Consider the following 14567-nt stretch of genomic DNA (forward strand, 5'->3'; position numbering starts at 1 on the left):
CTCCGTGGTCGCTCCGGTCGGGCCCGCGCGTCAGTGGTCCGCGTAGCGGCTGCGCAGTGCCTTCTTGTCGAACTTGTTGGTGGCCGTCCGCGGGAGTTCCGGGACGAACACGAAGCGGTCGGGCACCCACCACTTCGTCAGCCGGCCGAGGAGGAAGGCCCGCAGGTCGTCGGCGGTCGGCTCGGCGCCGGGGCGGGCCACCACGACGGCCAGCGGGCGTTCCTGCCAGCGGGCGTCCGGCACCGCGACGACGGCCGCCTCGCGGACGCCGGGGTGGTCCATGAGCGCGGACTCCACCTCGATGGAACTGATCCACTCTCCGCCGGACTTGATCAGGTCCTTGGCGCGGTCGGTGATCCTGATGTAGCCGTCCGGGTCGATGGTGGCGATGTCGCCGCTGCGCACCCAGCCGTCGTGGAAGCCGGTGGCGTCGGCGCCGGGCGTCTCGTCGTCGGGGGTCCCGTAGCGGGTCGCGCCCCAGAGCGACCGGATCTCCAGTTCGCCCTGGGTGACGCCGTCGTGGGGCAGCGCCTCGCCGTCCTCGCCGACCAACCGCAGTTCGACGCCGGGCGCCGCCAGGCCCTGGGTGTGGTGCAGTTCCAGTTGCTTCTCGAGGGGCTGGGCGGCGTGCACGCTGCGGACGTTGGTCAGGGCGACCAGCGCCATGTTCTCCGTCATGCCGAGCCCCTGCTGCATGGTCACGCCCCGGTCGGCGTACCGGCGGACCAGGCCGGCGGGGATCGCCGAGCCGCCGCAGATGACGCGCTCGACGGAGGCGAACACCGAGGCGGGCGGATCGAGTTCGTCGAGGGCGAGCCAGAAGGTGGGCACGCCGGCCGACAGGGTGACGCCTTCCCGCTCCAGGGTCGCCGCGATGGACTCCGGCTCCAGGTGCGGCCCGGTGAACACCAGGCCCGCGCCGGCCAGCGCGGCGGCGTAGGGCAGCCCCCAGGCGACGGCGTGGAACAGCGGTGTCAGCGGGAGGATCACGTCCGGTTCGCGGACCGCGTAGGCGTCGGCCGCGCACACGGCCAGCGAGTGCAGGACCAGGGACCGGTGCGAGTGGGCCACGGCCTTGGGCCGCCCGGTGGTGCCGCCCGTGTAGCACACGCAGGCGGTCCGGTTCTCCGCCACGTCGCGCGGCTCGACGGGCTCGGACCCGGCGAGCAGGTCGTCGTGGCGGACCGCGTCGGCGAACGCGGGGTGCGCCTCGCCGCCGTCCGGGACGACGACGAACTCCCGTACCGTGCCGAGCCGGTCCAGGATCTCCGCCAGCCGCCAGGTGAGGGAGGCGTCGACCACCATCACCCGGGCGTTCGCGTGGGTGACGACCCACTCGATCTGCTCGTCCGAGAACCGGACGTTGACCGGGACCAGGACGGCGCCCGCCATCGGGGCACCGAAGAACCATTCGAGGTGGCGCGTGCTGTTCCAGGCGAACGTGGCCACCGAGGCGCCCGGTTCGATGCCGAGCCGCTGCCCGAGGGCGCCGACCAGTCGCAGGACGTGGTCCCGCAGCACGCTCCAGGACGTTCCCCCGGTGCGCCCGGCGACGTCCGTCTCGCGGATCTCCTTGCCGGGTGCCACGGCGACGGCGCGCCGCAGCAGCATGCCCACCGAGAGGCCGATGCCGCCCTGCCCGCTCACGACGCGAGCTGGACGAGGGTCATGCCGTCCTGGACGGTGAGCACGGCGGTGCGCACGCGCGGGTCCTCGGCGATGTGCCGGTTGAACTTGACGACGTCGTGGGCCCAGTTGGCGAACATGCGCTCCACCCACTCCTCGCCGCTGCTCGCCTCGTCGGCCGGGGGCAGGGTGCGCGGGTTGAGGACCTCGCCGCCCCAGAGGGTGTTGTCGATGACCAGGAGGCCGCGGGGCCGGAGGAGGCGGCGGGCCAGGATGGTCTCGAAGTACGAGATGTAGTTGGGCTTGTCCGCGTCCATGAAGATGAGGTCGAAGTCGCCCTCGACCTCCTGGAGGGCGGAGAGGGCGTCGTCCAGCACGGGCTTGATCTTGTGCCCGTGGGAGCTGCGCTCGAACGCCTTGGAGGCCACGTCCTGCGTCCGCTTGTCGGCGACGTAGCTGTCGATGGTGAGGATCTCGCCGTCGTCGGGGAGGGCCGCCGCCATGGCGAGGGTGCCGTGGCCGGTGAAGGTGCCCACCTCCAGCACGCGGCGCATGCCGGCGGTGGAGATCAGCATCTGGAGGAAGGTCGCCTGGACGGCGGTGGTGGAGATGTCCGCCCACTCGGGGGTGGCGCGGGTGGTCTCCTCGGCGATCTCCGCGAGTTCGGCGGAGACCGGCGAGGAGGAGCGTTCCGCGTACTCCCGGATGCCCTCCCGGAAGATCGAGGGTTTGGCGAAGACGGCGTCGGACCGGTGTTCCATGGGTGTCTCCTCGGCGTGGGGAAGGCGTGGCTGGGCCGGACAGGGAAGGGGGGAAGAGAAGAAGGGCGCAGGGGGACGGGCCGGAAGGGGCGGTGCGGGGTCAGGCGCGGGGGGCGGCGTGCATGGTCACGTAGTTGGTGCCGATCCAGTCGCCGAACGTCGCGGTCTCGGCGTCCAGGCTCACGTCGAGGCCGTAGGCCCGCGCCTCGGGGACCGAGAAGGTGTAGTCGGTCGAGGGGCGCAGGAAGAAGACGCTCGACGTGCGGTCGCTGCCCTCACGCTGGTCCGCGCCCGGCGAGGCGACGTGGTGGCGGGGCGCGGGCACCGCGCCGCCGGTGGCCAGCGGGGCGATGGCGCCGCAGAGCACGACCACCGCCTCCGGCACGTGCGGCAGGTCCACCATGGTGCCGTCGATCTCCGCCTGGAGGCTCACGAAGCCGTTGGCGCACGGGGTCTGGTGGATCAGGGTGACCAGGGACAAATCGTAGTGCGGCGCCATCCGGCGCGGTTCCCGCTCGGCCGCGCGGTCCTCGGGCACCTCGGGGAAGTAGCGCAGCCGCAGGACGGGGTCGGTGTCCCGGAGCGGGTCGGCGGTACCGGTGGGCGGGGTGTCCCCGCCGTGCGTCCCGCACGTCTCCAGGACGACCCGTGCGGTGTCCTCGGCGGCGGTGCGGAGCCGGCGGAAATAGTCCGTCCATACGTCCTCGAAGGCCCGCGAGGGGAAGAGGTTGTCCGCGACGCCCATCGAGAACGACATGGAGTAGTCCGTGTAACTGCCGGTCTTCGTCACCTGGGCGGTGCTCTCGGCCTCCAGCGCGGAGTAACCGCGGCGCAGGGTGGGGACGTCGGTGGTCACGGCCTTCTTCTCCTCCGGGGTGCCCCGCTCGAAGAAGTCGGTCGCCGTGCGCGTGGCCCGTTGGTGGTCCGCCTCGGTGACGCCGTACTCGGTGAGGTAGAAGACCCCGGTCCCGGTCACGCACGTGCGGAACGCGTCCAGGCCGTCCCCCTTCCGCAGTGCGGCGAGGCTGAAGAGCGGTACCGTCGTGTCCTGCATGTCCCCCTGCTCCCTTTCGCGGTTCCTCGGTGCAGATCAGTGGTGGTAGAGCACGGCGCGCAGCTCCAGGGAGGTGCGCAGTGGTCCGTCGGCGGGCCCGTCCGGGTCGCGGAAGGCCGTGTGCGGGACGAGGCCGGCGATCTCGCGGAGGCCGTCCCGGCCGGCGTGTTCCGCGTCGTCACCGGCGGCCGCCAGGCCGCGGCTCGCGCTGTCGTAGCACTTGAAGACGATGGCCTCGTCCGGTGTGAGCGCGCTCCAGTGGTGCCACCGGTGGCGGGGGTTGTGCCGCACGGAGTAGGTCTCGCGGTCCTTGAGCCACGCGGGGAACTCCAGTCGGGTCGCCACCAGGTCGGCCGCGAGGTCCAGCGACCGGTAGTCGCAGACGGCGAGCGGGTAGTTGCGGACGGGCGCGAGGAGCGGGCGCCAGACGTTGACGATCTGGAACCTGCGGAACGGCCGTCCGGGGCCGGTGTGCAGCTCGGCGCGGGCCCGGGCGCTGCGCGGGGTCTGGTCCACGTGCACCCGCAGGTGCGGGGACTCCTGGAACGGGCCCGCCGGGCCCTCCCCGCCCTTCCGCCGGATCGTGGCGTCGAAGAACCGCACGTCGTCGGCGCCGGTGAGCGCCGTCAGCAGCTCGGCGGTCTCCCGCCGGTACCGCTCCAGGGCCGATTCCGCGCCCTCGGCGAGGTCCCGCTGTCCGGCGCGGGTGGGGACGTCGGCCTTCTCGAAGCCCGTGACGTCCAGCGCCGGCCGCGGGCCGCCGTCGCGCAGGTCGGTGACGACCGTCTCGACGGGGTCCATACGGAAGTTGAGGACCACCTCGGGGGCCCGGGACACGGCGTCGACGCACCAGTCGTCGGTCCGTCCCTCCGGTGTCAGGGGCGCGCTGTAGTTCAGGAGACCCGACACGGTCGGCACGACCGCACCTCCTTTCCCGTCCGCGGAAACGTCACCGGCCGCCGGGGTTACAGTCCGTGCGACGTCCGGCGGAAGACTCCGCGGTCCAGTTGCGGGCTCGTGTTGGCGTACACCATGTCCATGGTCAGGACGTCGCGGAACGTCGCGAGGTATTCGGTCAGCAGCTTGGGGCTGTACCGGTGCCAGTACGGAATCATGTCCTCGATGACGAAATAGTCGCCCGCTTCGAGGAGGTGGTCGACCGCCCATTTCATGATGTTGAACGTGTTGGCGTGGGCGTCGTCGATGAAAAGCAGCGGGTGCGCCAGTTCGCGGAGCTGCTCGAAGGTCTTCAGGTCGGAGCAGTCGGCCTCGCGGAGGGAGATGCCCGTCATCTCGTTCTCCGGGATGCGGCAGCGGGACAGGTCCCGGTCGATGCCGACGACCTGGCAGTCGATGCCCATGAGCCGGGTCAGGTCACGGAACCAGACGAGGGATCCGCCGCTGTACACGCCCAGTTCGACGATGGTGCGCGGGCGCAGCTCGTACACGAGGTCGTGGAGGGCCGCCTGGGTGTCCGGGTCCTTGAGCATCCGCAGACCCCGCCACTGGTAGCGGGCGAAGTCCGGGAAGCCGAGGTCGCGCGGCGCCTCGTCCCAGCGGTCCAGCGGCCAGTCGCGCGGCCGGCCGGTGAGGGCCGGGGGGTGGTATGCCGGGTCCTCTCCCAGTCCGCGGAAGGTGTTCAGGTCCAGGAACTCCGTACTGGAGTAGTCGTTCACGCGCTTCTCCCTCGTGAATTCCCGGAGTCTTTCCGGTGCCGTGGTGGCGAAACGGATACGGTGTTCCGGGGTGATCGGGCTTGTCGAGCCTATGGGGCGGTCCTCTTGGGATCCTCTCCGGGCTCTCTCCGGACGATCTTGCGGGATTCCCGGAAGACGCGGGGAAATGCGGGCCGTTTCCGGGCCGGAAGGCGCGCCGGGGCCCGCCGTTCCGACGCCGCGCGGGAAATCCGGCCTTTCCGGCCGGGTGCCGCGCCGTCGGCTCCGCCGGTAATTCCGGCCGAATCCCCACCATCCGTCCGCTCTCCGCACCATCGCCGCCGATACCTCCCGGAGAGGGCGTGAAGAGAGGGTTCTGCCAGGATCCCCGGAAGCCCGCGCCCCGGCCGTCACCGAACTCCCAGGAGAGGAAGCGGAAACCGTTGGAGTGCATCAATCCGCGCGTCCCGCCCGATCACGCGCCGTTCCCCACCTTCATGCGCCTGCCGCACGTCCGGTTCCCCCGGGGGTACGACGTCGTGGTCGTCGGAGCGCCCCACGACGGCGGCACCGGCCGGCCGCCCGGCGCCCGGTTCGGCCCGGGGAGCGTCCGCACCGCGTCCCGTGCGGCGCGCGGGGCGGGGGCCGGCCGCGGTCTCCTCGACCTGATCACCTGTGTGGACGCCGGGGACATGGATCTCGCGCCGCCGGACGTGGACTTGGCCATCCTGGCGGCCGAGCGGCGCCTGGGAACGCTGCTGCGGACCAACGCCGCCTTCCTGATGCTGGGCGGCGACCACGCGCTGACCGTGGCCGCCCTGCGCGCGGTGGCCGAACAGCACGGCCCGGTCGCCCTGGTGCTCCTCGAGGCCCGGTGCGACGCCGGCCCGGCCGGCCGGTACCCGCGGAGCACGCCGTTCCGGCACGGCATCGACGAACGGCTCGTCGATCCCGCCGCGACGGTCCGGGTCGGCGGCCGGGGGCCGGCGACGCGGCCGGACGCGGCCGGCCGGGCCCGCGACCGGGGCGTCCGGGTGGTGACGGCCGGGGAGTTCGGCGAGCTGGGGGTGCGCGGCACCACCGACCTCATCCGTGAACGGATCGGCTTCCGGCCGCTGTACGTCTCGGTCGGCATCGGCGCGTCCGGTCCCGCCGTCGCCCCCGGCACGGCCGCGCCGGCACCGGACGGCCTCGGCTCGCGCGAGGTCCTCTCCCTGCTCCGCTGCGTCGGCGACCTCGGACCGGTCGGCTTCGACGTCGTGGAGGCCGCGCCGCTCGACGACCGCGGCGGCACCGCGTCGGTCCTGGCCGCGGAGGTCGGGGCGGAGCTGCTCCACCAGTACGCCCGCGCCTACACCACCGGCGCCGTCCGGGACGTCCTGCCGTAGCGCCGGGAAGCCCTGCGGCGGGAACGGGCCGGCGGCCGGCGGGCTCCACGGCGCCGACCGCGAAGTTGACGTGATCCCGGGCTGCGGTACGCGGGAAGCGTCGCCTAAGCTCTGCACCTGGTACGACTGTTCGGTTCCAGTGGGGGGAACGCCGCGCATCCGCACCGCACTTCCGCCGTGGCCGCGTCCGGGCGGGGCCGGTGGGCACCGGGGCACTCCCGGCCCCGTCCGCGCCCTCTCCCACGGCGTGCGCGCCGCACGGGAAGGCGGGAGGGCCGGGTGGCGAGCGCCCCCTCGACGGCACAGCAGAGGGATGGCGCGTGACCAACATTCCGGAGACCGGTGGCCGGACACAGCGAATACGCATACGGCTCGTCGTCGTCCAGATCCTCGTCTTCTCGCTCCTCCTGACCCTGGGCGGACGGCTCTGGTACCTCCAGATCCGCAAGGGGGACGAGTACGCCGCGGAGGCGACCGGCAACCGGGTCCAGCGGTCCGTCCAGCCGGCCGTCCGGGGCTCGATCCTCGACGCGCGCGGCGTCCCGCTCGCGGACAACGAGAGCCGCCTCGTCGTCACCGCGTCCCGCACCGAGCTGTCGAAGGCGAAGGACCGCGGCAAGGCGGTGCTGACCCGGCTCGCCGGGCTGCTGGGCATGGACCCGAAGGAGGTCACGGCGAAGGTCCGGCTGTGTGACGCCAAGACGCCCCGGCCCTGCTGGAACGGTTCTCCCTACCAGCCGATCCCCATCACCGACAAGGCCACCACCCGGCAGGCGCTCCAGATCCGGGAGCGCGCCGAGGAGTTCCCGGGCATCACCGCCGAGCCCACGGCGGTGCGCCGCTACCCCGCCCCCGGCGAGGCCAACACCGCGCAGGTGCTCGGCTACCTCTCCCCCGTCACCGACGAGGAGGTCCAGCGGGCCAAGGACACCGACTCGCCCTACCTCCGCTCGGACATGATCGGCCGCTCCGGCCTGGAGCGGCAGTACGACGCGGTGCTGCGCGGCAGGGCCGGGGTGACCCGGCACGAGGTCGACAAGCTGGGCCGGGTCGTCGGCACCGCCGAGAGCGACCCGCCCGTGCCCGGCTCGAACCTCGTCACCAGCATCGACGCCCGCGTCCAGCGGGTCGCCGAGTACGAGCTGAACGAGGCCATGAAGGCCGCGCGCAAGGAGTGGGACCACAACACCGGCGAGAACTACAAGGCGGACTCCGGCTCCGTCGTGGTCATGGAGGCGAGGACGGGCCGTGTGGTGGCCATGGCCTCCGCCCCCGCCTACGACCCGAACGCCTGGGTGGGCGGGATCTCCGCCGCCGACTACCGCGCGCTCACCGGCGAGGACTCCCACCACCCGCTGCTCAACCGGGCGATCCAGGGCCAGTCGGCGCCCGGCTCCATCTTCAAGGTGGTCTCCACCACGGCCGCGGTCAACGCCGGGCACTCCTACGAAGGCCCCTACGACTGCACGAGCGCGTACCGGATCGGGAGCCAGACCTTCACCAACTTCGAGTCCGCGAACCACGGCCCGATCTCCCTGGGACGCGCCCTGGAGGTGTCCTGCGACACCGTCTTCTACCGGCTCGCCCACGACGAGTGGCGCGCGGACGGCGGGCTCAGGGGGAAGCGCGGCGCCGGCGACTGGTTCTACCGGACGGCCCACGAGTACGGGCTCGGCAAGACCACCGGGATCGACCTGCCGAACGAGGTCCCCGGCCGGGTCCCCGACCGCCGCTGGAAGCAGCGGTACTGGGAGGCCAACAAGGACGCCTGGTGCAAGCAGGGGAAGAAGGACGGCGGCTACACCGAGCGGATCGCCTACGACAACTGCCACGGCGGCAACCTGCTGCGCGCCGGCGACTCCGTGAACTACTCCATCGGCCAGGGCGACACCCTGGTCACCCCGGTGCAGATGGCGAGCGTCTACGCCGCCCTCGCCAACGGCGGCACGCTGTACACCCCCAGCATCGGCAAGGCGGTCATCAGTCCGGACGGGAAGAAGGTGCGGGAGCTCGCCCCCAAGGCGCGCGGGAAACTGCCCGTGACCAAGCGACTGCGCGACGACATGGACCGCGCCCTGGCGGGCGTCGTCACCCGCGGCTCGGCCGCCTGGCGCTTCGGCGGCTGGCCGCAGGACCGGATCCCGCTGCGCGCCAAGACGGGCACGGCGGAGGTCTACGGCAAACAGACGACCTCGTGGTTCGCCACGTACAGCGACGACTACGCGGTCGTGATGACGATCGCGCAGGGCGGCACCGGCTCCGGTGCCTCCGCCCCCGCCGTGCGCAACATCTACAACGCGCTGTACGGCGTCACCGCGAAGGGCACGGTCGATCCGGGGAAGGCCCTGCTGCCGACGCCGCAGAAGGCCCTGCCGAAGATCAACGCGGATGGGACGATCGCGGAACCGAAGACCGGGAAGTACCGGCCGGAGGACCGGGACGACACGGCACCGCCGGCCGCCGGGGCACCGGGCCCGGGACGCGGGCGGCGCGATTGAGGGACGCCCCGGCCCGGAATTCCGGGCCGGCCGCAAGGGAAAGTGGCGACCGTCACAGGATTTCTTTTCCCGGCACCCCCCTGACCTGGTCATCGGGGGTCCGCGGGGCATGTAGAGTATTTATCGCAAGCCCGCGCTCGTAGCTTAACGGATAGAGCACTTGACTACGGATCAAGAGGTTGCAGGTTCGAATCCTGCCGAGCGCACAGCAAAGGGCCCGCTTCGTCCAGTCGAAGCGGGCCCTTTCCCGTTTCCGCGTACGCCCGAGCCCGAGCCCGAGACCGAGCCGGAGCCCGGGGCCGGGCCCGGAGGCCCGGCGCGATCCGGCGGCCCGGCGGTGCGGCTCAGATCTTCGGGAAGCCGAAGCCGTACCCCTGCCCCTTCAGCCACGGAAGCGTTTCTTCCATCGCGGCCATGGTCTGGCTGCGGTCGCCGCCGGCGTCGTGGAACAGGATGGTCGGCCCGTTGGGGACCTCCCGCTTGACGTTGGCGACGATGCGGGCGGTGCCCGGGCGCTGCCAGTCGCGGCTGTCGACCTGCCAGCCGAGCGGACGCATCCCGTGGGCGGCGGCCACCTTGCGGCTGTACGGCGTGAAGGCGCCGCCGGGGGCGCGGTAGTAGCGCACCTTCACGCCGTCGCCGGCGGCCTCCTCGATCAGCTTCTGGGCGTCGAGGATCTGGCTCGCCTGGTAGGACTCGGGGCGTTTGTCCATGGCCGTGTTGTGGTCCATGGAGTGGTCGCAGAGCCGGTGCCCCTCCGCGACGACCTTCTTGACGAGGGACGGGTACTCCTTGGCGCGCGGACCTATCATGCAGAACGTCGCCTTGACGTCGTTCCGCCGCAGCAGGTCCAGCACCCTGGGCGTCCAGACGGGGTCGGGGCCGTCGTCGATGGTGATGTTGACGACCTTGCCGGGGGTCTCGCTGTCGTGCGAGATCTCCTCCGACACCGGCCCGCCCGCGTCGGGTTCGGCGGCCTTGCCCCGCTCCCGGGGCGCCTTCTCCGAGGGGCTCTTGGCGTCGGCGGCGACGTGCGTGCTCCCGCCGCCGTCCGACGCCTGGTTGGCCATGGCCACCGACCCCAGTATCACCGCGGCGAGCGCGAGGCCCGACCCGGCCGCCACCGCGATGTGCCGCCTCCGCCCGGTAGTTCGCGTCATGAACGATCCACTCCCTCGCACGCCTGTCTGTTCCCTGCCCGCGAAGACGTGCTTGTACCGCATGCCGTTCCGTTATGCGGTATCGCTCACAAAACAGTGACAAAGCAGGCGCTCACGCGCCTGAGACGTCCTCAATCACCGTACGGCGGTCACTCTTCCGGCTTTCCTCCGCCATCTTCTCGCGGAATGACTTCTTCCTTCACGTCCGGCGCTTCGCCCTCCGCGATCACTCGGGCCACTTCGTTGACGCGCGTGGCCTCCTCGGCGGCGAACCGCCGGGCGTCGAGCCGCTCCGCCAGCTCCTCGTCCTGCGCCATCAGCCGGTCCAGACTGGCGTCGCCCAGGTCGAGGACGCCCAGGTCGACGTAGGCCCGCCGGAGACGTTCACCCCACAGTCCGATGTCCTTGACGCAGGGGACGATCCGACTGAACATCAGCTTCCGGAAACCCCGGATGAAATCGGACCGTTCGCTCAGCTCCACCGCCTCCGCGACCGGGATGCCGAAGTCGGTGAGCACCTCCTCCCCGCGCAGCCGGTTCCGCATCAGGTGACAGCCCTCGATCACGAACTCCTCGCGCTCGCGCAGCTCGGCGTCGGTGAGTTCCGCGTAGTAGTCGCGCAGCGCGAGCCGGCCGAAGGCGACGTGCCGGGCCTCGTCCTGCATCACATAGGTGAGGATCTGCTTGGGCAGCGGCTTCTCGGTGAAGTCGCGCAGCATGCCGAAGGCGGCGAGGGCCAGCCCCTCGATGAGGACCTGCATCCCGAGGTAGGGCATGTCCCAGCGGGAGTCCCGCAAGGTGTCCCCGAGGAGCGCCTGCAAACTGGTGTCGACGGGGTAGAGCATCCCGATCTTCTCGTGCAGGAAGCGCCCGTAGACCTCCACGTGCCGGGCCTCGTCCATGGCCTGGGTGGCGGAGTAGAACTTGGCGTCCAGGTCGGGCACCGACTCGGTGATCCGGCTCGCGCACACCAGCGCGCCCTGCTCGCCGTGGAGGAACTGGCTGAACTGCCAGGCGGCGAAGTGGCGGCGCATGTCGCGGCGGTTCGCCTCGCTCATCCGCTCCCAGTAGGGGGTGTTGTACACCAGCATGTTCTCGTCGGGGACGCCGAGCGGGTCGTAGGGGTCGACCTCCAGGTCCCAGTCGATGCGCTTGTCGGCGTCCCACTGCTTGTCCTTGCCCTTCCGGTAGAGCGCGAGGAGCCGCTCCCGGCCCTCCGCGTACTCCCAGCCGAAACGGGCGGCGCCGCTCGCGGGGATCTCCCACAGCGGCTGGTCGGGCTCGTGCGCGTAGAGCTGTCGCGTCGCCATCGGACGCCTCCTTCACTCCCGGTCTCTCGCGGCTCGCCACTGTGGGCAGGCTCACACGGCGTTTGACCGTCGGTCAATCGTCAGAGCCGGTTCGCGTCATCCGGGGCGGCAGGGGCGCCCGGGGGTCTTGACGCGCTTGCTGACACGCAGTCTTATAAGCAGGTAACCCCGGGTAACCCGCAACTGAGGTGGGATCAGGCATGGCAGCAGACCCGATGACGCCGGCCGGCACGGCCGGACCCGCGCTCCGCGACGCGTTCGGGCCGCTCAAGGATCGCGAGCAGATCGCCCGACGGCTGCTGGAGTCCTCGGCCAGACACTCCTTCGACCCGGACACCGAACTCGACTGGGACGCCCCGCCCGAGGAGGGCAAGTGGTACTGGCCCCCGGAGCTGGTCTCCCTCTACGGGACGCCGCTGTGGCGGCGGATGTCCGAGGAACAGCGCATGGAGCTCTCCCGGCACGAGGCCGCCTCGCTCGCCTCGCTGGGCATCTGGTTCGAGATCATCCTGATGCAGTTGCTCGTCCGGCACATCTACGACAAGCCGGTCACCAGCACGCACGTCCGGTACGCGCTGACCGAGATAGCCGACGAGTGCCGGCACTCCAAGATGTTCGCCCGCATGATCGTGCACGGCGGCGCCCCGACGTACCCCGTCGCCCGCCTGCACCACAACCTCGCCCGCATCTTGAAGACGATCTCCACCACGCCCGGCTCGTTCGCCTGCACCCTGCTCGGCGAGGAGATCCTCGACTACATGCAGCGGCTGACGTTCCCCGACGAGCGGGTGCAGCCCCTGGTGCGCGGCGTGACGCGGATCCACGTCGTCGAGGAGGCACGGCACGTCCGGTACGCCCGGGAGGAACTGCGCCGCCAGATGAAGACCTGCCCGCGCTGGGAGGCCGAGCTCACCCGGCTCACCTGCGGGGAGGCCGCCCGCGTCTTCTCCGTCGCCTTCGTCAACCCGGCCGTCTACACCAACGTCGGCCTCGACCGGCGCGAGGCGGTCGCCCAGGTGCGGGCGAGCGGGCACCGGCGCGAGGTGATGCAGGCGGGTGCCAAGCGGCTGACCGATTTCCTCGGGGAGATCGGGGTGCTGCGGGGGCCAGGGCGCCGGTTGTGGCGCAGTTCGGGCCTGCTGGCCTGAGCGGTCCGCACCCGTTCGGGGAGCTGCCGTACCCTGCCCTGCATGACCGGCAGCGGAACCACCTCCTACCGGCGGCTGGGCGTCGCCCAGCGCCGCGCCCAGTTGATCACCGCCGCGCTCGGCCTGTTCGCCCGGCGCCCGCCCGAGGACGTCTCCCTCGACGACGTGGCGGCGGCGGCCCAGGTGTCCCGGCCGCTGGTCTACCGCTACTTCCCGGGCGGCAAGCCCCAGTTGTACGAGGCGGCGCTGCGCACCGCGGCGGACGAGCTGGAGCTGTGCTTCGCCGAGCCGCAGACCGGCCCGCTGACCGGCCGGCTGGCCGCCGCCCTCGACCGCTACCTCGCCTTCGTCGACGGGCACGCGGCCGGCTTCGGCGCGCTCCTCCAGGGCGGCAGCGTCGTCGAGACGTCGCGGACCGGGGCGATCGTGGACGAGGTGCGCCGCGCCGCCGCCGCGCAGATCCTCGCCCACCTCCAGGTGCCGGAGCCCGGGGTCCGGCTGCGGATGACCGTCAGGACGTGGATAGCCGCCGTCGAGGGCGCGTCGCTGACCTGGCTGGACGAGGGGAAGCGGCCCCCCGTCGAGGAACTGCGGGACTGGCTGGTCGACCACTTCGTGGCGCTGCTGCTCACCACCGCGGCGAGCGACGAACAGACGGCCCGGGTGGCGCGGGCGGCCCTCGCGCTGGAACCCGCCGACGGCGTGGTGACGCGGCTGGTACGGCGGCTGGGCCCGGTGCTCGCCGAGGCGGGACACCTGCTCTGAGCGTGGGCGGGCGGGGCCGCCGGGGCGAACGTACGCTCGTACGGTGCGAAGCGAAGAAGTGCCCTTCGAGGGCGGGCCCCTGGACGGGCGGGTACTGCCGGTACTGCTGGGACCGACCGGACACCCGCCGAAGGTCTACGAGGTCCCGGTGCCGGACGCGGCCGGCGGGCCGCCCACCGTGCTGGTCTACCGGCGGGTCCAGGCCGGGGTGACGCGGCGGCTGGGGCTGCCGCGGGGCTGGAAGTACGTCCACGACCCGGAGGGGCGGCGCAGCGGCGGCATCCGGTGGCCGTGGTCGCGGCCCCGGCCCGCGCCCGACGCCGGAAGCGAGCAGCCGCCGTCCGGGTGACGGGCCGTCGTCCGGACGGTGTGCGGCTCGGGCGGTTCCGCCCCGGATGTCCTAAAAGTACGACCGGTCCGTGACACGATCGCCCCTGGAGGTGAACCCGTGTCAGGACGGCTGGTGCGCTGCTGCTGCGCCTTGGCGCTGGCCGCCGCCGTCGTGTCGGCGGCACCGCCGCCCGGGGGACCACCCGACCCCCCTGCCGGTGACCGGTCGGTCGGCGCCCTGCTCACGCGGCTGCGGACGCTCTACCGGCAGGCCGAGGCGGCCACGAAGGAGTACGAGGCGGCGGGGCCGGCACTGCGGCGGGAGCGCGCGGCGGCCGACCGGGCCGCGGAGGATCTGGCCGTGGCGCGTGTCGCCCTCGCTCGGAGTCGTGACGAGGCGGGAGCGCTGGCGCGGGAGCAGTACCGGGAGGGGGCGGGTGGGCTGCCGCCCGCCGTCACCTTTCTGCTGACCGCCGACCCGGGGGCCGCGCTGCGTCGGCGGCATGAGACCGAGCGGGCGGCGGCTTGGCGTGCCGGGGTGTTGTCGCGGCTCGCGTCGTCCGCCGCGCGGGCGGAGGTCGTCGCACGGCGGGCCCGGGTGGCGCTGGACGCTCAGATGACGCTGGCGGACCAGCGGGACCGGCGACGGGAGGGGGCGCGACGGGGGTTGGACGAGGTGGAGCGGCTGCTGGCCGGACTGACGGACGGGGAGCTGGCGGCGCTTGGGGCGCCGGGTGGTGGGGTGCCCCGGTCCCTTCCCCAGAGGGGGACCCCCAACGGGCTGGATCGGGCGCCCTAATCAGCCCGTTGGGGGTGCCCCCTCTGGAGGAGTCTGAGGACGAGCGGCGAAGCCGCGAAAAGCGGGGTCTGGG

The 14567-nt window shown here is 72.3% G+C and carries 13 protein-coding genes and 1 tRNA gene; 7 read left to right on the forward strand and 7 right to left on the reverse strand.

All coding sequences use genetic code 11. The annotated features are described in order from the left end of the window. Positions 1-30: 30 nt before the first annotated feature. The 5 genes from ACZ6X9_RS02010 to ACZ6X9_RS02030 form a co-directional block, all read right to left on the reverse strand. Positions 31-1647 (reverse strand): long-chain-fatty-acid--CoA ligase, encoded by a 1617-nt coding sequence (locus tag ACZ6X9_RS02010; RefSeq protein WP_469775978.1) that lies wholly within the window; start codon positions 1645-1647, stop codon positions 31-33. Beyond that, positions 1644-2387, reverse strand: a complete 744-nt coding sequence (locus tag ACZ6X9_RS02015) for a class I SAM-dependent methyltransferase (protein ID WP_469775979.1) — start codon at positions 2385-2387, stop codon at positions 1644-1646. The genes ACZ6X9_RS02010 and ACZ6X9_RS02015 overlap by 4 nt, the downstream gene beginning before the upstream one ends. Before the next feature lie 100 nt (positions 2388-2487). Then, entirely contained in the window at positions 2488-3441 is a 954-nt protein-coding gene (locus tag ACZ6X9_RS02020; protein ID WP_469775980.1) for a 2OG-Fe(II) oxygenase family protein, read from the reverse strand. 36 nt (positions 3442-3477) lie between these two features. Continuing rightward, the gene (locus ACZ6X9_RS02025) at positions 3478-4359 is read right to left on the reverse strand and encodes a CmcJ/NvfI family oxidoreductase (protein ID WP_469775981.1); all 882 of its coding nucleotides are present in this window, start codon (positions 4357-4359) and stop codon (positions 3478-3480) included. A 47-nt stretch (positions 4360-4406) separates the two neighbouring features. Further along, entirely contained in the window at positions 4407-5117 is a 711-nt protein-coding gene (locus tag ACZ6X9_RS02030) for a CmcI family methyltransferase (protein WP_469775982.1), read from the reverse strand. A gap of 422 nt (positions 5118-5539) precedes the next feature. On the opposite strand from ACZ6X9_RS02030, the gene ACZ6X9_RS02035 reads away from it, so the two are divergent. The 3 genes from ACZ6X9_RS02035 (at position 5540) to ACZ6X9_RS02045 (ending at position 9188) form a co-directional block, all read left to right on the forward strand. Next, entirely contained in the window at positions 5540-6484 is a 945-nt protein-coding gene (locus tag ACZ6X9_RS02035; protein WP_469775983.1) for an arginase family protein, read from the forward strand. A gap of 320 nt (positions 6485-6804) precedes the next feature. Then, entirely contained in the window at positions 6805-8982 is a 2178-nt protein-coding gene (gene mrdA, locus ACZ6X9_RS02040; protein ID WP_469775984.1) for a penicillin-binding protein 2, read from the forward strand. A 133-nt stretch (positions 8983-9115) separates the two neighbouring features. Continuing rightward, positions 9116-9188, forward strand: a tRNA-Arg gene (locus ACZ6X9_RS02045). Positions 9189-9326: 138 nt separating this feature from the next. On the opposite strand, the gene ACZ6X9_RS02050 is transcribed toward ACZ6X9_RS02045, so the two are convergent. After that, positions 9327-10142, reverse strand: coding sequence for a polysaccharide deacetylase family protein (locus ACZ6X9_RS02050; protein ID WP_469775985.1), 816 nt, complete (start codon positions 10140-10142; stop codon positions 9327-9329). A gap of 149 nt (positions 10143-10291) precedes the next feature. Continuing rightward, positions 10292-11452 (reverse strand): ferritin-like domain-containing protein, encoded by a 1161-nt coding sequence (locus tag ACZ6X9_RS02055; protein ID WP_469775986.1) that lies wholly within the window; start codon positions 11450-11452, stop codon positions 10292-10294. 215 nt (positions 11453-11667) lie between these two features. Here ACZ6X9_RS02055 and ACZ6X9_RS02060 point away from each other — a divergent pair, with 215 nt between their 5' ends. From ACZ6X9_RS02060 to ACZ6X9_RS02075, 4 genes are all read left to right on the forward strand, one after another. Next, entirely contained in the window at positions 11668-12600 is a 933-nt protein-coding gene (locus ACZ6X9_RS02060; protein WP_469776618.1) for an AurF N-oxygenase family protein, read from the forward strand. A gap of 42 nt (positions 12601-12642) precedes the next feature. Continuing rightward, positions 12643-13365: a TetR/AcrR family transcriptional regulator gene (locus ACZ6X9_RS02065; RefSeq protein ID WP_469775987.1), complete on the forward strand. Its 723-nt coding sequence runs from the start codon at positions 12643-12645 to the stop codon at positions 13363-13365. 43 nt (positions 13366-13408) lie between these two features. Beyond that, positions 13409-13714 carry a hypothetical protein gene (locus ACZ6X9_RS02070; protein WP_469775988.1) on the forward strand — a complete coding sequence of 102 codons (306 nt, stop codon included), beginning with the start codon at positions 13409-13411 and terminating at the stop codon, positions 13712-13714. A 99-nt stretch (positions 13715-13813) separates the two neighbouring features. Next, entirely contained in the window at positions 13814-14494 is a 681-nt protein-coding gene (locus ACZ6X9_RS02075; RefSeq protein WP_469775989.1) for a hypothetical protein, read from the forward strand. Positions 14495-14567: the final 73 nt, after the last annotated feature.

The sequence above is a fragment of the Streptomyces sp. NPDC052910 genome (assembly GCF_055585605.1).